The organism is Niameybacter sp., assembly GCF_036655075.1.
In the GTDB taxonomy this organism is placed as follows: Bacteria; Bacillota; Clostridia; order Lachnospirales; family Cellulosilyticaceae; genus Holtiella.
The window spans coordinates 26,477-50,005 of the sequence record NZ_JAVVQU010000021.1; the positions used below are offsets into that span (position 1 = coordinate 26,477).

Annotated in this window: 19 protein-coding genes and 1 tRNA gene; 9 read left to right on the forward strand and 11 right to left on the reverse strand. The window is 32.4% G+C overall.

The window, feature by feature from the left end; translation table 11 throughout:
• Positions 1–11 precede the first annotated feature (11 nt).
• Positions 12–1,616, forward strand: coding sequence for a hypothetical protein (locus RRY75_RS07505; protein ID WP_332716201.1), 1,605 nt, complete (start codon positions 12–14; stop codon positions 1,614–1,616).
• 63 nt (positions 1,617–1,679) lie between these two features.
• Here RRY75_RS07505 and RRY75_RS07510 read toward each other — a convergent pair whose 3' ends face one another.
• Positions 1,680–2,576 carry a diacylglycerol/lipid kinase family protein gene (locus tag RRY75_RS07510; protein ID WP_332716204.1) on the reverse strand — a complete coding sequence of 299 codons (897 nt, stop codon included), beginning with the start codon at positions 2,574–2,576 and terminating at the stop codon, positions 1,680–1,682.
• A gap of 500 nt (positions 2,577–3,076) precedes the next feature.
• Positions 3,077–4,786 (reverse strand): arginine--tRNA ligase, encoded by a 1,710-nt coding sequence (argS, locus tag RRY75_RS07515; protein WP_332716207.1) that lies wholly within the window; start codon positions 4,784–4,786, stop codon positions 3,077–3,079.
• A 192-nt stretch (positions 4,787–4,978) separates the two neighbouring features.
• Here argS and RRY75_RS07520 point away from each other — a divergent pair, with 192 nt between their 5' ends.
• Positions 4,979–5,194 (forward strand): hypothetical protein, encoded by a 216-nt coding sequence (locus RRY75_RS07520; protein ID WP_332716210.1) that lies wholly within the window; start codon positions 4,979–4,981, stop codon positions 5,192–5,194.
• 63 nt (positions 5,195–5,257) lie between these two features.
• Here the strand turns inward: RRY75_RS07520 and noc are convergent, their stop codons facing one another.
• The 9 genes from noc to rpmH all read right to left on the reverse strand — a co-directional run bounded on the left by noc (position 5,258) and on the right by rpmH (position 13,524).
• Positions 5,258–6,058 carry a nucleoid occlusion protein gene (gene noc / locus RRY75_RS07525; protein ID WP_332716213.1) on the reverse strand — a complete coding sequence of 267 codons (801 nt, stop codon included), beginning with the start codon at positions 6,056–6,058 and terminating at the stop codon, positions 5,258–5,260.
• Between the two features lie 255 nt (positions 6,059–6,313).
• Positions 6,314–7,036, reverse strand: coding sequence for a 16S rRNA (guanine(527)-N(7))-methyltransferase RsmG (gene rsmG, locus RRY75_RS07530; protein WP_332716216.1), 723 nt, complete (start codon positions 7,034–7,036; stop codon positions 6,314–6,316).
• Between the two features lie 18 nt (positions 7,037–7,054).
• Complete coding sequence (gene mnmG / locus RRY75_RS07535) at positions 7,055–8,938, reverse strand: tRNA uridine-5-carboxymethylaminomethyl(34) synthesis enzyme MnmG (protein WP_332716219.1); 1,884 nt, start codon at positions 8,936–8,938, stop codon at positions 7,055–7,057.
• Positions 8,939–9,072: 134 nt separating this feature from the next.
• A complete protein-coding gene (mnmE, locus tag RRY75_RS07540; RefSeq protein WP_332528415.1) occupies positions 9,073–10,455 on the reverse strand; it encodes a tRNA uridine-5-carboxymethylaminomethyl(34) synthesis GTPase MnmE in 1,383 nt (460 codons plus the stop codon).
• Between the two features lie 109 nt (positions 10,456–10,564).
• A complete protein-coding gene (jag, locus tag RRY75_RS07545; protein ID WP_332528414.1) occupies positions 10,565–11,329 on the reverse strand; it encodes an RNA-binding cell elongation regulator Jag/EloR in 765 nt (254 codons plus the stop codon).
• Positions 11,330–11,350: 21 nt separating this feature from the next.
• Positions 11,351–12,523 (reverse strand): YidC/Oxa1 family membrane protein insertase, encoded by a 1,173-nt coding sequence (locus RRY75_RS07550; protein ID WP_332528413.1) that lies wholly within the window; start codon positions 12,521–12,523, stop codon positions 11,351–11,353.
• Positions 12,524–12,550: 27 nt separating this feature from the next.
• Positions 12,551–12,793 carry a membrane protein insertion efficiency factor YidD gene (gene yidD, locus RRY75_RS07555; protein WP_442935437.1) on the reverse strand — a complete coding sequence of 81 codons (243 nt, stop codon included), beginning with the start codon at positions 12,791–12,793 and terminating at the stop codon, positions 12,551–12,553.
• 186 nt (positions 12,794–12,979) lie between these two features.
• Positions 12,980–13,327, reverse strand: coding sequence for a ribonuclease P protein component (gene rnpA, locus RRY75_RS07560; protein ID WP_332528412.1), 348 nt, complete (start codon positions 13,325–13,327; stop codon positions 12,980–12,982).
• A 62-nt stretch (positions 13,328–13,389) separates the two neighbouring features.
• Positions 13,390–13,524 carry a 50S ribosomal protein L34 gene (gene rpmH, locus RRY75_RS07565; protein WP_332528411.1) on the reverse strand — a complete coding sequence of 45 codons (135 nt, stop codon included), beginning with the start codon at positions 13,522–13,524 and terminating at the stop codon, positions 13,390–13,392.
• Positions 13,525–14,127: 603 nt separating this feature from the next.
• Here rpmH and dnaA point away from each other — a divergent pair.
• From dnaA to RRY75_RS07600, 7 genes are all read left to right on the forward strand, one after another.
• Positions 14,128–15,474: a chromosomal replication initiator protein DnaA gene (gene dnaA / locus RRY75_RS07570; protein WP_332528410.1), complete on the forward strand. Its 1,347-nt coding sequence runs from the start codon at positions 14,128–14,130 to the stop codon at positions 15,472–15,474.
• 246 nt (positions 15,475–15,720) lie between these two features.
• On the forward strand, positions 15,721–16,833 hold the full coding sequence (gene dnaN / locus RRY75_RS07575) for a DNA polymerase III subunit beta (RefSeq protein WP_332528409.1): 1,113 nt from the start codon (positions 15,721–15,723) through the stop codon (positions 16,831–16,833).
• Positions 16,834–16,931: 98 nt separating this feature from the next.
• Positions 16,932–17,138: an RNA-binding S4 domain-containing protein gene (locus RRY75_RS07580; RefSeq protein ID WP_332528408.1), complete on the forward strand. Its 207-nt coding sequence runs from the start codon at positions 16,932–16,934 to the stop codon at positions 17,136–17,138.
• 28 nt (positions 17,139–17,166) lie between these two features.
• A complete protein-coding gene (gene recF, locus RRY75_RS07585; RefSeq protein WP_332716228.1) occupies positions 17,167–18,237 on the forward strand; it encodes a DNA replication/repair protein RecF in 1,071 nt (356 codons plus the stop codon).
• Positions 18,238–18,324: 87 nt separating this feature from the next.
• Positions 18,325–20,226, forward strand: a complete 1,902-nt coding sequence (gene gyrB, locus RRY75_RS07590; RefSeq protein ID WP_332716231.1) for a DNA topoisomerase (ATP-hydrolyzing) subunit B — start codon at positions 18,325–18,327, stop codon at positions 20,224–20,226.
• A gap of 18 nt (positions 20,227–20,244) precedes the next feature.
• Complete coding sequence (gene gyrA, locus RRY75_RS07595; RefSeq protein WP_332716234.1) at positions 20,245–22,740, forward strand: DNA gyrase subunit A; 2,496 nt, start codon at positions 20,245–20,247, stop codon at positions 22,738–22,740.
• A 556-nt stretch (positions 22,741–23,296) separates the two neighbouring features.
• Positions 23,297–23,388, forward strand: a tRNA-Ser gene (locus RRY75_RS07600).
• The last annotated feature ends 141 nt before the right edge of the window (positions 23,389–23,529 follow it).

Genomic DNA, 23,529 nt, shown 5'->3' on the forward strand with positions numbered 1-23,529 from the left:
GGAGTTAGCTTATGAAAACATTATTAGTTATATCTCTTATTATTTCTCTAACTTTAGAAGCTTCTAGACAACAAAAGGAACGAGAACCATTTTTTATTATTAAATGTGGAGCTTATCTATTTTGTAGTAGTATTCACTCTGTTATATTAGGTATTCCTGCACCTTTAGGTGCATTAATTATGTACTTTTGCTCCTTTTTTGATCCCAAGAATTATCACTTCAAACTAAAACTTATTCTATCTGGATTATTTATTTTTTTACTTTCTATTACAAGCTTTAGTAATTTTTCTGCACCTTTACAAAAAGCTTATTTAAATGCTAAGACTTATAATACTTCTAAAGTAGAAATATACAGTCAATTTAATGATCATTCAAAATATCTATTTTCTATTTCTACTGAACGCCAGCTCAATAAGTTAACTGATCTGCTTAACGATAGCATACCTTATATTAGCTGGTATCATAAATCTATTCCTGATGATATGGGATATTTACTTAAGCTTTATTCTTCTACTGGTATTACTGATATATATATAAGTCTATATTCAGCAAACAACTCAAATATTTATATTGGTAAATATTATTTATCCTATTACAATAAAGATATCATTCCCTACATAGATACACTATACTCTAGAAATCCATCTATTCTTACCTTAAATACCGCAAGAAATGCATCTATTAATATTACTAATTCTTCTTTATTATCTAATCTTTGGCGTTGTATCATATGGAATAAACCTATTGATGAGTTAAACCGTCCTGAGGAAAGCTTTAATATCCCTGGCTACTTATTTTTTGATAATTATCTTGGTTGTAATCTCAATTTTTCCTCTGATTTTAATTATGCACAGCTTTCTAATGGTGATATTATTGCTATTGCTCCTTTTCTACAGCATATGTTAAGTGAACAGCTTATTCTCTCTGAATTAGATTTAGTAAGTGAATTTCAGATATTTGATAGTGCACATACTTCTAATTATGATTCTGTTAATAGTAACTTCTCTATAGAGAGGGATCCTAATGACCAATACTATGGACTTTATCATTATAATTATAGAAAAGATGAAAAAGTATTTCTTCATACTGTGAATTCACCTTTTACAAAGTTTTTTATTCTGAAGTACCCATATATTCTTATCCTAGATCATGATATCAACTCAGAATATTATTTAATGCTTATTAATCAAAATGTGCCCGATAAGCATAGATATATTTCAAAGAATGAGGCCATTTTACCTAAATCCCTCTCAATTTGTCCTCAAAACACTAAATTTGCTTATATTACAGAACATGGTCAAAACTCCTCCTTATTTTTAGTAACAGACTATTATCATTCTCCTAAAGTAATTGCTACAGGAGGTATTATAGATTCTTTATTTCTATCCGATGACTATATTGTTTTTACACAAAAAATGAATGATTTAAATATCTTATGTGTCTATAGTATTGAACATGACCAGTTTATTAAATATACCCCTGTCCCTGGTGATATTACACTCATTAAAGCAACTGATAATAAAGTATATTTTTGTGTCCAACAAAAGAACCAAAATCATTTATATGAAAGTGTCTTTTATATCGATTTACTTTTAAAAATCTATAAAGTAAAATAATTAAAATCATTTCTTTTCAATAAAATAGACCTAAAGCTATTTAGTTTAACTTTAGGTCTATTTCTATTTGGGTAAATAAAATCTAATCAAATTTTGTTTTACTTCTATACTTAAAGGAAATTGTGGTCCCTCTTCCCCATCTATATCAGTAGCAAAATTTTTTTCTTGATTATGACATATAATATTCATTTTATCGGTTACCCAATAATCAATATTAGGATCTGTAAGATGTTCTCCTTGAAGTACTTTTAAAAATAGCTTTGGTATATCATGAATTTCTACCTTTTTTATACCAATAACATCAAATTTTCCATCTTCTATATTAGCATTTTTTGCAAGTCTAGTAAATCCACCTGCTGCTTTTCCATTAAAAATTAAAATTAATATATATTCATTTTTAATAGTTTTATTTTTTAATTGAATTTCTAAATTCATAGTTTGATAATTTTGTAATTCTTCGATTCCCTTTACATAATATGCAAGCTTTCCAAATTTCTTTTTTAACTCTAAATCTACAATATGAGATATTCCGCTAAAAAGTCCCATATTACATACATTAATAAAATATTGTTGATTTACTTTTCCAACATCTACATACCTAATTTCACCTTTTTCTACAAGTTTTAGTACACTATCTATATCATTAGGTATATGAGCACTATATGCAAAATCATTAGCTGTTCCTAATGGTAATATAAGAACTGGAATATCTATATGTTTATGTGCCATCCCATTAATACACTCATTAATCGTTCCATCTCCCCCAGAAATAATTATTAAATCTACTTGTTCTTCAGTAATGTTTTTAATAATATAACTTGTAATACTTCCCTTTTGTGCACTACGGTAAAGACTTAAGCTATATCCTTTTGCCTGTAAATATTCTGTAATATAATCTATATATCCTACAATCTGTCTATTTCCTGCCTTAGGATTATATAATAAAACTGCTCTTTTCATCTTATATCCTTTCATTTTCTATTATTTATTTTTGCTTGATTAGTCTCATTATTATTTATTCATCTATGTACTCATTTAATTTCTACTTTTTTATAATCTATTTTTTTTTCCTGTAAAACTAGTTCTATACTATATTTTTACAGTTTATTATTTATTTATTATTTATCTATTATACTATATTAAACAGATTTATTATAATTATATTTTTTTCTAATCAATGTGGATAATTTTAAATTTTAGTCTATCTAAGTCATTATTTGCAACCCTTGTAGATATTTACACTTATGCACACCCTTGTTGATAAGTGTAAATGAGTTTACTTTTTCTACTCAATGTGGATAATTTTAATTTTAAATTTTTATATTAGCTTATTATTAATTTTACTTAGTTTATCCACAACCTTATATTAATTTATTATGAATTATTTTATATATAAAAGAGGCAAGATAGTACTAGAAATCTTCTAGCCTATCTTGCCTCCCCTATCTAATTTATATACATTACATTTGTTCTGGTGCGTTAATTCCTAATAAGTAAAGTGCATTTTCAAGTACATATTTAATACTCATAACAATAGCAAGTCGTGCTTCTTTTACTCTTACATCTTCTACTAAGATAGCATTATCATGGTAGAATTTATTAAATGCTTGAGCGACATCTACTGCATATCTTGCCATATATGATGGTTCATATTTATTTGCCACTTCTTCAATAGTTGCTTTAAAATCAGCTAATTCTTTAATAACATTAACTGTTGCTTCATCTGTTAATACACTGTAATCAATAGTACCAAAATCATGTCCTGATTCAATTCCAGCTTTTCTAAGTACACTGCACGCTCTTGCATGCGTATATTGTACATATGGTCCTGTTTCTCCATCAAAGTTAAGTACACGCTCCCAAGAGAATTGTATATCTTTAATAATGTTGTTATACATATCATCAAAAATAACTGCTCCGATTCCTACTTGCAATGCAACTTCTTCTTTATTTGGAAGTTCTGGATTCTTCTCCTCAATTACTTTTCTTGTCTTTTCTACTGCTTCTCTAAGGATATCTTCTAATAGAAGAACATTTCCTTTACGTGTAGATAAAGAACCTGACTCCATACTTACCATACCAAAAGGTACGTGTACAAGATCTTTCGCCCAGTCATATTCCATCTTATCCATAACTTTAAACCACTGTGCGAAATGGAGATTTTGTTGAAGTGCAGTTACATAAATACATTTTTTAAAGTCATAAGTTTTTTTACGGTATTCTGCAGCTGTGATATCACGTGTTGCATATAGTGAGCTACCATCTTTTTTAGTAATAAGGCATGGCGCCATATTTTCATCATCTAAACGTACAATTTTAGCCCCATCGCTTACTTCGATAAGCCCTTTTTTCTCTAATTCTTCAATAACCGCAGCCATTTTATCGTTATAGAATGCTTCTCCATTATAACTATCAAATGTTACACCAAGCATTTTATACACACGCTCAAATTCTTTTAAGCTAATTTCTTTAAACCATGTCCAAAGTGCTAAAGATTTCTCATCGCCTTGTTCCATTTTTGTAAAATAATCACGTGCCTCTTGCTCAAGTTCTGGATTTTTTTCTGCTTCCTCATGGAATAATACATAAATTCTTAGAAGCTCTGCAATTCCTTTTTCTTCGATAGCTTCTTTACTAGAATAGTTTTTATAAGCTACAATAAGCTTTCCAAATTGTGTACCCCAGTCACCTAAGTGATTCACACCTACACAATTATAGCCTAACGCTTCATAAATACGATATAAACTATGTCCAATAACTGTTGAACGAAGATGTCCAACGTGGAAAGGTTTTGCGATGTTTGGTGATGAGTAATCGATTACTACATTACCTTTATCTTTTGTTACCTCTAAACCGTATTGATTTTTCTCTACTAATACACGTTCTAGTACACTCTTTACTAAATCTTCTTTATTTAAGAAGAAGTTAATATAGGCATTTACATTTTCTACTCTTGATAAGTAACTTACTTCTCTAAGTGATGCTACAATATCTTGTGCAATCATTGGTGGTGCTTTTCTTAACTCTTTTGCAAGTTTGAAGCAAGGAAATGCATAGTCACCCATATCAGTATTAGTAGGAACTTCAAGCATACTGTATATTTCATCTTGTGCTAAACAAGTAATATGTGTACTTAATAATTTAGCTATTTCTAATTTAAAATCGCTCATATCCGTTCTCCTTTTATTAGACTCTTTTGAATAGGCCTTCTTACATAATTATCTATTGTACATAATTATACATTAGATAGCAAGGTACTCTTATAAGCATTATCTTGTTTTGGGGTATTTAATCAGTTTAGTTGCACATAATAATTATATAACTAAATGTGTTTATTTAAAATTTATTTCAGGAGCTATCTTATGACTACTAAAAAATATACTTCACCTTCAAAAAATGGTATGACAGCTGAACCCATTACTCATGTTCCTATATTAAAAAACTGTAATTCTACACCTAATGGTCCTTCCCCAATCCGTAATGATGGTACTTTTATTGAATATACCGATTTACATGATGGATTTGCTTCTATTAATACTGTTCGCTATGGTGAAGAAGTAGATGTTGATGATTTTTAAAAAAGCTGTAAACTATAAAACGAGCTGTATATAACAGCTCGTTTTTCTATCCATCTTAATCGCTTATTTATTCATAGGTATTTTAATACGAATTTCATAGCCATCTTCTTCTTGCTTCATTGTATATTTAGCATCTATACCCGATTGTTGAATCATATCAACTGCCTGGGTAATTGTATTTGTAAAAAGTCTAATATCACGCACAAAGGCTCTAAACTTTTGGTTATTTTTCTTCTGCTCTACTTCTTGCTGTGTTAAGTGTACAAGAATTTGTTCAATCATTTGCTCTGTTTTCTTAACATTCAATTCATGTTTGCCTACTTTTTCAACAACTTCTAATTGAAGTTCTTCTGTTGGTAACTTAAGGAGAGCTCTTGCATGTCTTTCTGTCAAATTGTACTCAATTAATTTCTTTTTAACAGTTGATGGAAGTTTTAGGACTCTTAGCTTATTAGCTACCGTAGATTGATTTTTTCCAAGTGTTTTTGCAAGTTCTTGTTGTGTATATCCATAGTCTTGCATAATCGTTAAAAATGCTTCACTCTCTTCTAAAAAGTTAAGATTTTCTCTTTGAAGATTTTCAATAAGTGCAAGTACTGCACTATTTTTATTAGTGACTTCTACGATTACTGCTGGTATTTCAGTAAGTCCAGCTAGCTTAGATGCCTTCAGTCTTCTTTCCCCTGCTATAAGCTCATAGGAGTTACCTATCATACGAACTGTAATAGGTTGCATTAAACCGTGTTCTATTATTGAGTGTGCAAGTTCTTCTAACGCAACCTGTGAGAATACTTTTCTAGGTTGATATGGGTTAGGCCTTACACGATCCACGGCTATGTATTGTATAGTTAATTCTTTTTGCATCTGGTAATACTCCCCTCTTGAACTATTCATTGTACAATCATACATATTAGTATATCATATTATATTACCAAAAACTACAATTAACGATGTTAATTCTTCGTTTCAATTTTATATAATTTTATTTGATTAGCCCTACATAGACATTATTTTTATTCCATAATATTATTATATCTCTAAGTTTGTATTAGGAAAAACATTATTAAAATCGTATAAAGAAAACAGACTAGGATATATTCCTATCCTAGTCTGTTTTCTTTATTTTCCAAGCGGCGCTTTAGTTGGTTCTCCAGCTTTTCTTGGATATTTTTTAGGTGTTACTTTTACTTTTTTGACTTTGGCTATACGATGATTGAGATTTGTATAAGGAACAGCTACATCAAATATCTGGTCTATTTCGCCACCAAGAATTTGAAGTGCCTTTTCTCCTTCAGCTAACTCTTCATCCAACTTCTGTCCTTTTAAGGCAATAAGGTACCCATCTTTTTGAACAAATGGTAGTGTATATTCTCCAAGTACTGCTAAATTAGCTACCGCTCTTGATGCACATACTTCAAATTGTTCACGATATAACTTATTTTTTCCTAAGTCTTCGGCTCTACCATGCACACAGTCAATTTTTTCTAATCCTAACCTATCAATAACATGCTGTAAAAACTTAAGACGTTTATTAAGAGAATCAATTAATGTAATCTTTACATTGGGAAAAGCAATTTTAAGTACAAGCCCAGGGAATCCTGCTCCTGTTCCTACATCCACAAGTGTCTTAACTTGTGCAAGATCTATACTACTCTGTACAGTTAAACAGTCTAAAAAGTGTTTAGTTATCACTTCAAAATCTTCTGTAATAGCTGTAAGATTCATTTTTTCATTCCACTCTATAAGTAGCTCCTTGTACTGCATAAGTTGATCTGCTTGTTTGTCTGTCAACTGAACATTTAAGGCTTTTGCCCCTTCAATAAGTTGTTGTTTGATCTCCATAGATTATCCTCGTTAACTTTAATTTCTATTCTTACGTTGTTCTAAATAAACTAAAAGTACAGAAATATCCGCTGGGGATACACCTGAAATACGTGAAGCTTGGCCTATAGATACAGGACGTACTTCTTTTAACTTTTGTTTTGCCTCAAGCCTCAAACTATATACATCATCATAGTCTATACCTTCTGGAAGGATCTTTTTTTCTAACTTCTTAAACTGTTCTACTTGTTTAAGCTGTCTAGAAATATACCCTTCATATTTGAGTTCTATCATAGCCTGTTCTATAACTTCTTTTGTTAGGTCTGGTCTTGTCTCATCTACCTCTTTAAAGTCCTCATAGCTTAATTCTGGACGTTTAAGAAGCTCACAGAGTGCAATACCTGAACGAAGTGGTGTACTTTCTTTAGCTGTAATAATAGCTTGAACCTTTTCACTTGTTCCTACATAAGTATTTTTAAGTCTTTCAAGCTCTTCATCAATAGCTTTTCTTTTCTCAATAAATGATTCATAACGTTCTTTAGATACAAGTCCTACTTCATACCCTTTTTCACTTAAACGAAGATCAGCATTATCTTGTCTTAAAAGAAGACGATATTCAGCTCTTGAAGTCATCATACGGTATGGTTCTTTAGTCCCTTTTGTTACAAGATCATCAATAAGAACACCTATATAACCTTCCGAACGGTCAATAATGAGTGCTTCCCTATTATCTATTTTAAGTGCCGCATTAATTCCTGCGATTAGACCTTGGCAAGCTGCTTCTTCATACCCAGAACTTCCATTCATTTGACCACCACTAAAGAATCCCTCAATATGTTTAAATTCAAGTGAATGTTTAAGTTGTACTGGATTAATACAATCATATTCAATCGCATAACCCGTACGCATTACTTCAACCTGCTCCATCCCCGGCAAGCTACGTAACATCTCTAATTGCACTTCTTCTGGTAGAGATGAACTCATGCCTTGTACATACATTTCTGTTGTATCTTCGCCCTCTGGTTCAAGGAATACTTGATGGCGATCCTTATCTGCAAAACGTACTACCTTATCTTCAATAGAAGGGCAGTAACGTGGACCTGTCCCTTCTATAACTCCTGCATATAGCGGGGAACGATGAAGGTTATCACGAATGATTTGATGTGTTCTTTCATTGGTATACGTTAAATAACATGGATATTGCTCACGTTTAATTTGATTTTCTGTATTTTCAAAGGAGAATGGCACAATACTCTCATCGCCATGCTGTGGCTCCATCTGAGTAAAGTCAATTGTACGTGCATCCACACGAGCAGGTGTACCTGTTTTGAAACGTCTAATTTCAATACCTAGTTCCTGAAGTTGCTCGCTTAATACGATAGAACTTTTAAGCCCATTGGGACCTGTGTATTCAATATTTTCACCGGTTAAACAACGTGATTTAAGATAGGTTCCTCCAGCTAGTACAACTGCCTTACAGTTGTATTGCGCCCCTCTATTGGTTACAACACCTGTTACTTTTCCATCTTCTACTAACACTTCAACAATCTCTTGTTGCTTAATAGAAAGATTCGGTGTATTTTCCAATACCTTTTTCATTTCATCTGTATATTTTTTCTTATCTGCTTGCGCTCTAAGTGAATGTACAGCTGGTCCTTTAGCAGTATTGAGCATACGAGATTGAATGTAGGTCTTATCAATGTTTTTACCCATTTCTCCACCCAGTGCATCAATCTCTCTTACAAGATGTCCTTTAGATGTTCCCCCTATATTAGGGTTGCAAGGCATCATCGCTACACTATCTAAACTCATGGTAAACATAGTTGTTCTTTTACCCATGCGTGCTGCTGCAAGTGCAGCCTCACATCCAGCATGTCCACCGCCAATTACCGCAATATCAATTGTATCTGCAATATATGCCATGTGAACCTCCTTGATTATTCGATATTTATTTTTATATATTTAAATTTAAAAGCAGTATTTTAAAAAGCATTTTCTATTATACACTAATTTAATGTCTATGTGTTATAACACATCTTCCCTAAATCATTAGTAATCTATTTACCAAGACAGAATCTAGAGAACAATTCTCCTATAATCTCATCTTTTAGAGCTTCACCAACAATATTTCCTAAATGCCCATATGCATCATGTAAATCAATAGCAATACAATCCTCTGGCATCCCTATCTCAATAGTATCCTCTACTTTATTAAGACTCTCTATAGCCTTCACTAAGCTTTGTTTTTGTCTCTGATTAGAGATTGTTGCCTCTTGTCCAATACTTATACCTTGTTTAACAATAAAATGTTTCATAGATTGACGCAGTGCATCTAATCCATTTTGCTTCATAGCCGAGATCTGGATAATAGGATGATTTTTAGTATAGGTACTTAGTATTTCCTGGGTAATGACTGGCTCTAGGTCTACTTTGTTAAGAATAAATATCACATTCTTATTATTAATTTCTTCAATAATTGTTAATTCCTCTGTATCTAAAGCTCTAGAACTATCTATGAGCATAAGTATTAGATCTGCTTTTTCAATAGATTCTTTAGAACGTTCTACTCCTATTTTTTCAACTACATCATCTGTCTCACGAATTCCTGCAGTGTCTAGTAATAAGAATGGCATGCCATCAATATTTAAATAGGCTTCTACTACATCACGTGTTGTACCTGGTATATCGGTTACAATAGCCTTATTCTCTTCAAGTAGTGCATTTAGTAAAGAAGATTTACCTACATTAGGTTGACCTACAATAGCAGTTTTAACCCCTTCTCGAATCATCTTTCCCGTATCAGCTGTTGCAAGCAATTTTTTAAGCTGCTCATTAAGTACTTTAATATCATCTACAAAGTCATTAGCTAACGGTTCATCTTCATCATATTCTGGGTAGTCAATAGAAACCTCAATACGTGCAATAATTTGAATTAAAGTATCTTGATAATCTTTAATTTGTTTAGATAGCTTACCTTCAAGTTGATTAATCGCTTGAGATAAAGATACCTCAGTCTTTGCCTCTATAATATCCATAATGGCTTCTACTTGAGCAAGATCAATACGTCCATTTAAGAATGCACGCTTTGTAAACTCACCTGAATCAGCAAGTCTTGCTCCTTTTCTTATAACTTCCATTAATACTGCTTCAAGTGGTACTGGACCTCCATGACAGTTAATTTCAACTACATCTTCACGTGTAAAAGTCTTCGGAGCTTTCATTAACATAACAAGTACTTCATCGATTACTTTATCATCTTTATTCACAATATGGCCATAATGAATAGTATGACTAGGAGATTCTTGAAGTGACTTTTTATTTGCACTTCTAAAAACTTCATCTACTATTTGAACTGCATCCATTCCACTTACTCTAATAATGCCAATACCACCGACTCCTGGAGCAGTAGATATAGCCGCTATTGTATCGTTATAAATCATAAAACAAGCTCCTTTCAGCTTAACTCTAAAAATTACTATACTCTAATTTGTATACATAGACAAGCAGCAGAGCCTTCTTTCAAAGAGTGCTCTGCTGCTTTATTCAAAACTATTTATAGGACTTATTAATATTTAAAGGTGTAATAACAACACGTCTGAAAGGTTCTTTACCTTCACTATGTGTTTTGACTTGATGGCTCTCTTGTAATGCAGCATGAATAATTCTTCTGTCATACGGATTCATTGGTTCTAATATTACAGGGCGTTTTGTTTGAGTTGCTTTTTTTGCAAATTTATAAGCTACTTTACGAAGAGTTTCTTCTCTTCTACTACGATAATTTTCAGTATCAAGCATTACTTTTACATAATCATTATGACCTTTATTAACCACAATATTAGTTAAGTATTGTAAAGCATCTAATGTATCGCCTCTTTTACCAATGACCATTCCCATCTTGTCACCTGATATATTAATATACACTCTATCCTTTTCAATTTTAGTTTCAAAATTTGGTTCAATATCCATTTCTTTGAGTACTGATTTTAAGAATTCTAAAGATATTTGAATTGCAGTATCAATATTAACATTTACATTAATATTAACCTCATCATTTTCTTTTAAATCCTCTTTAATAGTTTCTTCTATTTCAACTAAGACATCTTTCTCTAAAGCAGATTGTAGCTTATCTTGGGTATCGGATAGTTCTTTAAGTGTCACTCTTACTCTAGCGTATTTAGCACCAAGTCCCAAAAATCCTTTTGAGCCTTTATCTAAAACTTCAATGTCAACTTGTTCTGTTGTTGCACCAATCTCTATTAGAGCATCGGTTATAGCATCATCAATTGTTTTGCCAGTTTTCTCTACACTCATCATTATTATCTACCCCCAGATTTATTAATCCTCTTTTTTGCTTGCTGATGTCTGATCTTCAACTACTTCTTTTGGCTTTTTAGGTCTCTTTGGACGTTCTTTTGTTTCAACTTCTGTTGCTATAACAACTTGTCCTTCTTCAATTTGTGGTTTTGGTCTCTTTTTCTTCTTCTTCTTAACCCCAGCCTTAGCCATTTCCGCTTCGCGGTCTTTTCTAAGTTGCTCTTCTAATACCGCTTGTTGTTTATCAACAATTTTGTTAACCCAAATTTGTTGCACCATCATAATAAGGTTACCGCATATCCAGTATAGTGCTAAACCATTGGCTACTTGATAAGAAAATACCCCCATCATAATTGGCATAATGATATTCATTGTCTTAATCATAGAATTTGCAGGATTAGAATCATTAGTTTGTGGTTGACTTGCTGCCATTGTAATCTTACTAAAGATAAATGTTGATGCACCTGCTGCAATTGGAATTAAAAAGGCTAAGTATTGTCCATTTGCTACAAGTTGAGCAGGTGAGTCTACTAAGTTTACTAAGAAATACTCAAACCCGTGTTTTACTTCAAGTAAATTCTCTAATAAGTTATAAACTTGAGGTGAAATCATATCTTGTAAAACTGCCCATTGGTCAGTTGTAAAGTGACTTAATTTATCTGAGAGCTGAGCTGCTTCTCCTAATCTTTGAATCTCAATCATTGCATTTTGACTATATGGAATCTTATCTATGACTTGTGTCATAACTTGATCCACATTTGGAATATTGCTTGTAAGAACCTCTGCAAGTTGTGTATATACATCATGTAACTTTGAAATATACTGACTTGGCATTCTAAGTACATTATACAATGCAATAATCAGTGGAAACTGAATAAGCATTGGCAAACATCCTGCAAATGGACTAATTTTATACTTTTTATAAAGTCCTTGCATCTCTTGGCTATATGCCATTTGTGATTGTTGATCTTTTTTGTTTTCATATTTCTTTTGAATCTTTTGTAGCTCAGGTTGAATCTTGCTCATAGCACGCGTCGTACGCATTTGTTTAATTTGTAGTGGCGTGAGTAAAAGCCTTGTTACAATAGTGAATACAATAATTGTAATACCTAATGTACACACTGGTGTAAGTATTGCTACACCCTCAAATATAATATTGAGGATCATGCCAAAAACGTTGTTTATAATTCCCATTAGGTTCCTCCTAGGTATTTTATTGACTTACTGACATTTTTTCTCTTTAGGCGGCACTGGATCATACATAGGTTTATGCAGTGGATTACACTTCAATATCCTTATAAGCCCTAAATAGCTTCCTTTGAAAAAACCATGCACCGAAATCGCTTCATACGTATAAGCTGAGCAGGTTGGTATAAACCTACATTTGGCGCCAAAGAGTGGTGAAATATACTTTTGATAACCCCGAATAACCCTTAATGCTATCCTTTGTAATATATTCTTCATTATTATACCTCTTTATCTCTCCAAAAACTACCTTTTATAAAGTATTACACATAAAATAAAAATATACACCTCAGTCACAGAAATGTATATTTAGCTGGCAGTTCTTATAATAGAAAGTATCAAACCTTACCTTCACTCTATATGTCATATAACTCATCATTATATTATCATATTTTCGTAGAAGTATTATGAATTTTCCTTAAAAACTTTTTGTTGTCTAATTAATTGGTCAAGTGCATCAGCAATATCCTTATAAGTAGCTTCCTTTGCTGCTGTACGTGCAATAATCACAAAATCCCAACCTGGTTGGTCTATAATTTCTTCTGATAATCTATAACTTTCTCTTATCAGCCGTGTTACTCTACTTCTTACAACACTATTTCCTACTTTTTTGCTTACTGATATACCTAATCGATTAATTTCTTTGCCATTCTTATACTTATATAGAACAAGAAATCTATTTGCAATAGATTTTCCTCTTCTATAAACACTTCTAAACTCAGGTGTTTTCTTAAGAGATATCGTATATTTCATCATTTATACTCCTAAATTTCTTGAGATAAGCAAAAGAAGGCCACCATTGGCGGCCTTAATTCTTATGCTGTTAAATTTTTTCTACCTTTTGCTCTTCTTCTAGCAACTACCGCTCTACCGTTTTTAGTTCTCATTCTTTTACGAAAACCGTGTTCTTTAGATCTTTGACGTTTCTTTGGTTGGTATGTCATTTTCATTATGAAGCACCTCCTTATATTAATAATAAAGTAGCCACATAATATGCACATAACTAAACACTAAATAATATAAAATAAAAAATTCGCACACACAACTCTATATAGAGTTAGTAGACAAATAAGCACTATTCATAGTATAGAAGATTTATAAAATCTCGTCAACCCTCTATTATTGGGAATTTTTACGCCTTACTCTTTGACTTTACGTCGGCTTTTGTACCTTTTTGTCATACTCTCTCTCTTAATATCCACTAAAAGTTTATTCACTGCCCTGTGGATATTTTTCTAAACCTGTTGCTTTTCAACAGTTATTTTGCTATTATTATTTTAGTTGTGTATAAGTTGTTGAAACCACAAAGTTATTCACATTCTGTTGATAAGCTTGTGCATAACTCATATCTTATCTGTTTTTCTCTTATTTTTTAACAAATTTATACTTATTTTTAAGTGGATAACTTGATTAAAACAAGAAGTTTTTATATTTTTTTCTTTACTTACTTAAATTAGTCCCAGATTGTTTATAAGAAATGATTAAATTAATCACATGTTGACAATACTAGAATAACTTGTGAATAAATTGTGTATTTGTAGGAGGAGTTTTATATGATGCACCATTATGATGACCAATGGAATGCTATCCTCTGTATTATTGAGCCCGAAACTTCATCTGTTAGCTTTAATACTTGGTTTAAAGAGACAAAGCTTATAGATATATTTGATAATACAATGGTAATTAGCGTTAAAAATGACTTTAATAAAGAAATTCTCAGTACTCGTTATCTCGAGCTTATTAAGAATAGTGTGCTTCAGGTTCTCAGTAAAGAATACAACTTTGACTTTGTTGTTGTATCTGAAGATGGCCAATACGTATCTAAAAAACCTTCTGCAAAAAAAGCATCTGCTATTGAAGATCCTTTAAATATAAGAAGTAACTTAAACCCTAGATACGTATTTAACTCTTTTGTAGTAGGTAATAGTAATCGAATGGCCCATGCAGCTGCACTAGCTGTTGCTGAAGCGCCAGCCAGAGCGTACAACCCCTTGTTCCTGTATGGTGGTGTTGGCCTAGGCAAAACTCATCTTATGCATTCTATTGCCCACTATATCTTGGATCAAAATCCAAGTGCTAAAGTCCTTTATGCCTCTTCAGAAAAATTCACTAACGAGCTTATTAACTCTATTCGAGATGACAAAAATGAGGCTTTTCGTAATAAATACCGAAATATAGATGTTTTACTTATCGATGATATTCAATTCATTGCAGGTAAAGAACGTACTCAAGAAGAGTTCTTCCATACATTCAATACTCTACATGAAGCTAACAAGCAAATTATCATCTCTAGTGATCGCCCTCCTAAAGAGATTGAAACTTTAGAAGAACGTCTTCGCTCTCGTTTTGAGTGGGGACTTATTGCAGATATTCAAAGCCCAGACTTAGAGACACGTATTGCTATTCTTAGAAAAAAAGCCGAACTTGAAAGTCTTTCTGTGCCTGAAGATGTCTTACTTTTCATTGCCAAAACAGTTATTTCAAATATTCGTGAGCTAGAAGGCGCATTAAACCGTATTTTGGCTTTTTCTTCTCTTGCTAATAGACCTATTACTGTAGAACTCGCCAATGAAGCTCTTAAAGATCTTATCTCTAAGGACAAACCTAAGATTATTACTGCAGACTACATCCAAGAAGTTGTAGGTGACTACTTCCATCTCAAGGTAGAAGAGCTTAAATCTGCTAAAAGAACACGAAATATTGCTTATCCTCGTCAAATTGCAATGTATTTATGTCGAAAGCTTACAGATCTTTCTCTACCTAAGATTGGTGAAAAGTTTGGTGGACGTGACCATACTACAATTATCCATGGATATGAAAAAATATCTAAAGATCTTACAAAGGATATTGAACTTTCACAAATTGTGACTGAACTTGAAAATAAAATAACTGGAAAATAATTATTCACATCTCTATGTTAATTTTATCTGGATGAGTTGTGGATAGTTATTAATTTTTTTTTTGTTTGTTGATACTGTTGATAACTCGCATTAATACACACCTATAATCCACAGACCTATATACATGGACAATTATCCACAAAATATAGGTTTTTGATGGTTATACACATTATCAACAGCCCCTATTACTATCATTGCTAAATTACTTTAATAATTATAAAAGATTTTCGAAAGGAGATTATCCACATGCGCATTCGCTGCAAACAAGATTTACTATTAAATAGCATTAACACTGTACTTAAAGCATGTTCAACTAAAACAACAATGCCCATACTTGAATGTATCTTACTTAAAGCTCATAACAATCAAGTTACTTTAGTTGGATATAACTTAGAACTTGGTATTGAAAGTACTATTGAATCTGAAGTTTTAGAAGAAGGTTCAATTGCTCTAGAATCAAAAATCTTCTCTGAAATTATCAGAAAAATGCCTAATCAAACGGTAGATATTTCAACTACGGCAAATCACATGACTAATATTACATGTGAGAAATCAAAATTTTCAATTGCTGGACAATTGGGTAATGAATTTCCTGATTTGCCTCAAGTGGAGCAAATGAATAAATATACAATCTCTCAAGTATCATTTAAAGATATGATCAGACAAACGATTTTTTCTGTAGCCCAAGAAGAATCAAGACCTATTCTTACTGGTGAGATGCTTCAGATCAAGGATAGCAGTTTTCATATGGTTACAGTAGATGGTTATCGTATCTCGTATAGAAAAATACCTTTATCAAATGAGAATCAAGAGTATGAAGTTGTCGTTCCTGGGCGTACACTAAATGAGATTAGTAAGATCCTTTCTGGTGATGAGCATGATCAGATGGATATTTACTTCGAAGATAAACATATTTTATTTGACTTAGGTGAAAGTAAAGTTGTTTCTAATTTACTTGAAGGTGAATTCTTAAAGTACGAACAAGTATTTTCTTCAGATTATGAAACAAAGGTTAAAGTAGATCGCAAAGAATTTTTAATGAGTATTGAACGGGCTGCTTTGATTTCACGTGAAGGGAAGAAAAATCCAATAAAAATAGAAATTGATGGAGATAATATGATTATTACCTCAAGAGCAGAACTTGGAACTGCACTTGAGGAAGTTGCAATTGAACTTGAAGGTAATAACTTAAGTATTGCATTTAATCCTAAATATCTTATCGATGCTTTAAAATCTATTGATGATGATGAAGTAAATATTACATTTATTTCTTCACTTACCCCTTGTATTATTCATCCAATAGAGGGTGATCATTATAAATATCTTATTTTACCAATTCGTTTACCTTCAAACGCGTAAATAAGACATAACGATAATCGCTCTTTGTTTCTTGGTTGGAAGCATAGAGCGATTTTATTCCTATATACAAAATAATTAAAATCAAAGGAGAAAAATTAATGAAACAAATTAAAATTTCAACAGAATTTATTAAACTAGACCAACTTATGAAGTATGGTGAAATGGTACAAAGTGGAGGAGAAGCTAAAATGTTAGTTGCTCAGGGATTAGTACTTGTAAATGACGAGATTTGTACACAAAGAGGTAAAAAAATTAGAGTAGGCGATAAAGTTGAATTTGATGGGAATGAATATGAAATTATCTAGAAGATAGACGTCACATAAAGGAGGTCTCATGTATATTCAAGAAATCACTTTAAGTAATTTTAGAAATTATAACGAAGTGCAATTGAAACTTGATAAAGGTATTAACATTTTCAAAGGGGATAACGCACAAGGTAAAACTAATATATTAGAGGCTATTTACTTATGTGCTACAGCTAGATCACATAGGACATCTCAAGAAAAAGAAGTGATTATGTGGAATGAACAAGCTGCACATATTACTTTGGATGTACAAAAAAGAACTTTTGAGGATAAGATTGATTTTCATATTACTCAAAAAGGAAAGGCTGTTGCAATCAACAAAATGCCAGTAGCAAAGTTAGGAGAACTCTTTGGAACACTTACCGTGGTAATGTTTTCACCAGAAGACTTACAGTTGATTAAAAAAAGTCCGAAAGAACGTAGAAGGTTTATTGATATTGAGTTATGTCAATTCAATAAAATGTATTACTATGCTCTGAAACAGTATTATAAAGTGCTTAAGCAAAGAAATAATGCGTTGAAACAATACAATCATAATCCTAATGCTGAAATGTTAGATGTTTGGGATATGCAGTATGTTGAGTATGCAAAGGAAGTTGTTAAGCGTAGAAGTGAGTTTATCGAAGAAATTAATACAGTAGCGAATAGAATACATGCAGATATATCAGGTGGGAAAGAAGAACTTCAAGTTGTTTATGAGCCGAATGTAACAAGTGAACAGCTAGAAGACAAAGTAAGAAGATATAGGTCGAAAGATATTATGACACAAAGTAGTACAGTTGGCCCTCATCGGGATGATTTAAAGTTCTTGATTAATGGAATGGATGTAAAAGTATATGGTTCACAAGGACAACAGCGAACGGTTGTTCTATCTATGAAATTAGCAGAGCTTTATTTGATGCAAGAACATCTAGGCGAAGCGCCTATATTGTTGCTAGATGATGTCTTATCTGAGTTGGATGATAATAGACAAAGATATCTATTTTCCTATACTGAAAACATTCAAACCTTAATTACATGCACAGGCGTAGAACAAAGTGTATGGAATAACCAAAAAATTGGTAAACTATATAATGTCATAAAAGGCATCATATCTTGACAAGGTTTGCCTTTGGAAAGGATTTGAGGTATAATAAAGTTTGGTATATTATGCATATTCGAGAATTTAAAGGAGTGAGATCTTATTATGGCAGCAACGTATAATGAAAATCAAATACAAATATTAGAGGGGCTGCAAGCGGTACGAAAAAGACCAGGTATGTATATTGGTAGTACTTCTTCAAAAGGTCTTCACCACCTAGTTTATGAAATAGTAGATAATGCCGTTGACGAAGCATTAGCTGGAGAGTGTGATACTATTGTAGTTTCAATTCATCCAGATAACTCAATTTCTGTTCTAGATAATGGACGAGGCATTCCAGTTGGTATTCACGCTCAAAAGGGAATTCCAGCGGTTGAGGTTGTATTTACTATACTTCATGCAGGAGGCAAGTTTGGTGGAGGAGGATATAAAGTTTCCGGAGGTCTACATGGTGTAGGTGCTTCGGTTGTTAATGCATTATCGGAATGGCTTGTAGTAAAAGTATATACAGATGGTCAGATTCATGAGGAAAAATTTGAACGTGGTCATGTTGTAACTCCTCTTACAGTTGTTGGAGATACAGATAATACAGGGACATTTGTCCACTTTAAACCAGATTATCAAATTTTTGAAGAAATTATTTATGAGTTTAATATACTCAAACAACGTTTACAAGAGACAGCCTTTTTAACTAAGGGATTAAAAATAGAATTAATAGATTTAAGAGAAGAGAACAAACATAAAGTATTCCATTATGAAGGTGGAATTAAAGAGTTTGTAAGTCATCTTAATAAACATAAAACACCAATCTATGAAGAGATTTTTTATGGTGAAGGTGAAAAAGATGGTATCAATGTAGAGGTTGCATTCCAACACAATGATAGCTACGTAGAAAATGTATTTAGTTTTGTAAATAACATTAATACATCAGAAGGTGGTACACACTTATCTGGATTTAGAGCTGCTATTACAAAAACATTAAACGACTATGGCAGAAAAATGGGTTTTTTAAAACAAGCAGATACTAATTTAAGTGGTGAAGATATTCGAGAAGGTCTAACTGCTATTATTAGTGTTAAAATAGGTGAACCTCAATTTGAAGGACAAACTAAAACAAAATTAGGGAATAGTGAAGCACGTGGCGCAGTAGAAAGTGTATTTACAGAACGACTTACTTACTTCCTAGAACAAAATCCAAATGTTGCAAAAATGATTATTCAAAAGGCAACAATGGCAGCACGTGCACGTGATGCAGCTAGAAAGGCAAGGGAACTTACTCGTCGTAAAAGTGTATTAGAAAGTACAGCATTACCTGGTAAGCTAGCAGATTGCTCTGAAAAAGATGCAAGCAAATGTGAAATTTATTTAGTCGAAGGGGATTCTGCGGGTGGATCAGCTAAAAGTGCAAGATCCCGTCAAACTCAAGCAATTTTACCACTTAGAGGTAAAATTTTAAATGTTGAGAAGGCTAGAATTGATAGGATGCTTGAAAGCGAAGAAATTCGTAACATGATTACTGCATTTGGTGCAGGGATTAGTGAAGACTTTGATGTAAGTAAATTAAGATATCATAAAATTATTATTATGACTGATGCCGACGTAGATGGTGCACATATTCGTACACTTCTATTAACATTCTTCTATAGATACTATAGACCACTTATTGATAATGGATTTATATATATTGCACAACCACCGCTTTACTTGGTGGAGAAGAATAAGAAAAAGCATTATGCTTATGATGATAGAGAGTTAGAAAAAATATTAGAAGAAATAGGTAGAACAGGTATTTCAAGAATGCAACGTTATAAAGGTCTTGGTGAAATGAATCCAAACCAACTTTGGGAAACAACTATGAATCCTGAAACAAGAACTTTAGTGAGGGTAGATGTTGATGATGCAGCAGCAGCAGATGAAATCTTTACAGCACTAATGGGAGACAAGGTTGAACCGAGACGTGAGTTTATTCATGAATATGCACCTAAAGTTACAAACTTAGATATATAGTAGGAGAGGAGGAATAAAATGGACGAATTTAATGAAGGGTACGACAAGATTATATCAATAGATATTGAACAAGAGATGAAAAAGTCTTATATAGACTATGCAATGAGTGTTATTGTATCTCGTGCACTACCAGATGTTAGAGATGGATTAAAACCTGTGCATAGAAGAATTCTATATGCCATGGACGAATTAAACTTAGGACCAGATAAACAATACAGAAAGTCAGCACGTATTGTTGGGGATACCATGGGTAAATATCACCCACATGGTGACTCCTCTATATATGATGCTATGGTTAGAATGGCTCAAGATTTCTCTATTCGTTATCCGCTAGTAGATGGACATGGTAACTTTGGTAATATCGATGGCGATAGTGCAGCAGCTATGCGTTATACAGAAGCTAGAATGAGTAAGATTACTATGTCTATGCTTGCAGATATTGAAAAAGAGACAGTTGACTTTAGACCTAACTTTGATGAATCTTTAAAAGAACCAGTAGTACTTCCATCACGTTTTCCTAACCTACTAGTAAATGGATCTTCAGGTATTGCTGTAGGTATGGCAACGAATATACCACCACATAACTTAGGTGAAGTTATTGATGGAGTATTAAAGATGATTAATAACTATATGGGCATTAATGATGAAGAGGAAGTACGTGAGACAGAAGTTGAAGAGCTTATGGAGATAATTAAAGGTCCAGACTTTCCGACAGGTGCTACAATTCAAGGTCGCTATGGTATTGACCAAGCTTATCGTACAGGTAAAGGAAAAGTTAAGGTAAAAGCTACAGCGGAAATTGAAGAAATGCAAGCTGGTAAATCACGCATTGTCGTAACAGAAATCCCATACATGGTTAATAAATCAAGGCTAATTGAAAAGATTGCAGAATTAGTTAAGATTAAAAAGATAGATGGCATTACAGACCTTCGAGATGAGTCAGATAGAGATGGTATGAGAATAGTCGTTGAACTTAGAAGAGATGTTAATTCAAGTGTAATATTAAATCAACTATATAAATATACTCAATTACAAGAAACGTTTAGCATTAATATGTTAGCCCTTGTAAATGAACAGCCCAGAGTACTTAACTTAAAACAAATATTAGAAGAGTACTTAAAACACCAAAAAGAGGTTGTAACTAGAAGAACTCAATACGATCTTAGAAAAGCAGAAGACCGTGCGCATATCGTCGAGGGACTTAGAAAAGCTTTAGATAAGATTGACCTTATCACTCAGCTTATTCGTTCTTCAAAAACAGTACAAGAAGCAAAAGAGCGTATCATGGAAGAGATTCAACTTACAGAAATACAAGCTCAAGCTATTGTAGATATGCGTTTACGTGCATTAACTGGACTTGAAAGAGAAAAGTTAGAGCAAGAGTACCAAGATTTATTAGGGAAAATAGCCTACTATAAAGAAATTCTAAGTAATGAAAATAGACTTTATGAAGTTATTCAAGAAGAAATCCAAGAAATTCGTAACAAGTATGCAGATGGAAGAAAAACTGACATTACAATTTCAGACGATGACTTTGATATAGAAGATCTTATTGATGAAGAGCAAGTTATTGTAACAATGACCCACTTAGGATATATTAAACGTATCCCATTAACTACGTATAAGCAGCAAAATCGTGGTGGCAAAGGAATTATTGGTGTTAATACAATTGATACAGATTTCATTGAACAGTTATTTGTAACAAGTAATTTAGATGAAATTATGTTTTTCACTAATAAAGGAAAAGCTTATAAGATTAAAGCTTATAGAATACCAGAAGCAAGTAGAACAGCAAGAGGCATGGCAATTATTAATCTTTTACAACTTGATAAAGATGAAAAGATTAGTGCGGTATTCCCTGTACAGAAAAAAGAAGAAGAAGTATTCTTAACCATGATTACTAAAAAGGGTCAAATTAAGAAAACCTCTTTAGATGCATTTAAAAATATCCGTAAAGGTGGAATCATTGCGCTTACGTTAGCAGAAGATGATGAACTTATGGGAGTTTATGAAACTACACCAGAAGATATTATTCTTGTATGTACAAAACAAGGCAAAGGTATTATGTTCGAAGGAACAGATGTAAGGCCTATGGGTAGAACAGCAAGAGGTGTTAGAGCAATTAACCTAGGTGAAGATGATGAAGTTATAGGGGCAACAGTTCCAAAAGAAGGTGAGCAAATTCTTGTAGCATCAGAAAATGGACTAGGCAAACGTACACGTGTAGATGAGTTTAGAGCTCAAAAACGTGGAGGTAAAGGACTTAAAGTTTACAATATTACTGAAAAAACAGGATGTGTTGTAGCGATTAACTCTGTAAAAGAAGATGAAGAGCTTCTTCTAATTAATTCATTGGGAGTTATCATACGTATTAACGTAGCTCAAATCTCTTCTGTGGGTCGTTACGCACAAGGAGTAAAACTTATTAACTTAGATGAAGGTGTACAAGTAGTATGCCTAGCTAAGATTAAAGAAGAAGCTCTAAAGGAAATTGATAAAGAAGATGAAGAATAAGAGCGCAAATATATTGTAAATAATCAGTTAAAATGATATGATTGAGATGGAAATATGATTTTCTTATTTAGAAAATACTCGATTAACCCATTAGAAATGAAATCTATATAAATAGGTGCAAATAACAACTTTTTTATAAGGGTAAAAGGGTAAATATTTTCAAACTTTTTTATCAATGAACCGATATTCCAACTACAAAGATAGTACCTAGAAGGAAAAACCTATAGGTACTATCTTTTTTGTAATTTTCAATAGATAGAGTTTTAGCGTATAAAGGGATTAGGAAGTAGAGAGTAAGATTAAATAGCTTATTAATAGAATAAAGATGAAGATGATAATATAAGATTTTATAGATATACATCTAAAATAAAAAAGTAAAAAAGAAGAATAAATGGTCTAGAAACCTAGAAAACACAATGATTTAGATAAGTTAAAGAAATTTAGAAGATAAAAATAAGAAAAAGGGTTGACATATAGAAAAAATATTGGTATCATAAATCTTGCGTTGAGGGAGCACAAGCGAAATCAACATAAACTTAATAACTTATTATAATTCGGAGAAGTACTCAAGTTGGCCGAAGAGGTGCCCCTGCTAAGGGTATAGGTCGGGTAACCGGCGCGAGGGTTCGAATCCCTCCTTCTCCGCCATTTTAATTCTTTTAAAATGGACAAGCTAAAAAGTTATTGACATAAGTAAAAAAGTATGTTAGAATAATACTTGTCTTTGAGAAATCTTGAACATTGAAAATAAAATAGTAACCATTAAACCAGTCGATTCAAAAGTCACTT

What these genes read in the sequence shown, in the direction of transcription:
- rpmH (WP_332528411.1), bottom strand. Translation starts at nt 13,524, where the DNA reads ATGAAAATGACATACCAACCAAAGAAACGTCAAAGATCTAAAGAACAC.
- jag (WP_332528414.1), bottom strand. Translation starts at nt 11,329, where the DNA reads ATGATGAGTGTAGAGAAAACTGGCAAAACAATTGATGATGCTATAACC.
- RRY75_RS07505 (WP_332716201.1), top strand. Translation starts at nt 12, where the DNA reads ATGAAAACATTATTAGTTATATCTCTTATTATTTCTCTAACTTTAGAA.
- rnpA (WP_332528412.1), bottom strand. Translation starts at nt 13,327, where the DNA reads ATGAAATATACGATATCTCTTAAGAAAACACCTGAGTTTAGAAGTGTT.
- dnaN (WP_332528409.1), top strand. Translation starts at nt 15,721, where the DNA reads ATGCGCATTCGCTGCAAACAAGATTTACTATTAAATAGCATTAACACT.
- mnmE (WP_332528415.1), bottom strand. Translation starts at nt 10,455, where the DNA reads ATGATTTATAACGATACAATAGCGGCTATATCTACTGCTCCAGGAGTC.
- recF (WP_332716228.1), top strand. Translation starts at nt 17,167, where the DNA reads ATGTATATTCAAGAAATCACTTTAAGTAATTTTAGAAATTATAACGAA.
- noc (WP_332716213.1), bottom strand. Translation starts at nt 6,058, where the DNA reads ATGCAAAAAGAATTAACTATACAATACATAGCCGTGGATCGTGTAAGG.
- gyrA (WP_332716234.1), top strand. Translation starts at nt 20,245, where the DNA reads ATGGACGAATTTAATGAAGGGTACGACAAGATTATATCAATAGATATT.
- argS (WP_332716207.1), bottom strand. Translation starts at nt 4,786, where the DNA reads ATGAGCGATTTTAAATTAGAAATAGCTAAATTATTAAGTACACATATT.
- dnaA (WP_332528410.1), top strand. Translation starts at nt 14,128, where the DNA reads ATGATGCACCATTATGATGACCAATGGAATGCTATCCTCTGTATTATT.
- RRY75_RS07510 (WP_332716204.1), bottom strand. Translation starts at nt 2,576, where the DNA reads ATGAAAAGAGCAGTTTTATTATATAATCCTAAGGCAGGAAATAGACAG.
- rsmG (WP_332716216.1), bottom strand. Translation starts at nt 7,036, where the DNA reads ATGGAGATCAAACAACAACTTATTGAAGGGGCAAAAGCCTTAAATGTT.
- gyrB (WP_332716231.1), top strand. Translation starts at nt 18,325, where the DNA reads ATGGCAGCAACGTATAATGAAAATCAAATACAAATATTAGAGGGGCTG.
- RRY75_RS07580 (WP_332528408.1), top strand. Translation starts at nt 16,932, where the DNA reads ATGAAACAAATTAAAATTTCAACAGAATTTATTAAACTAGACCAACTT.
- yidD (WP_442935437.1), bottom strand. Translation starts at nt 12,793, where the DNA reads ATGAAGAATATATTACAAAGGATAGCATTAAGGGTTATTCGGGGTTAT.
- RRY75_RS07550 (WP_332528413.1), bottom strand. Translation starts at nt 12,523, where the DNA reads ATGGGAATTATAAACAACGTTTTTGGCATGATCCTCAATATTATATTT.
- RRY75_RS07520 (WP_332716210.1), top strand. Translation starts at nt 4,979, where the DNA reads ATGACTACTAAAAAATATACTTCACCTTCAAAAAATGGTATGACAGCT.
- mnmG (WP_332716219.1), bottom strand. Translation starts at nt 8,938, where the DNA reads ATGGCATATATTGCAGATACAATTGATATTGCGGTAATTGGCGGTGGA.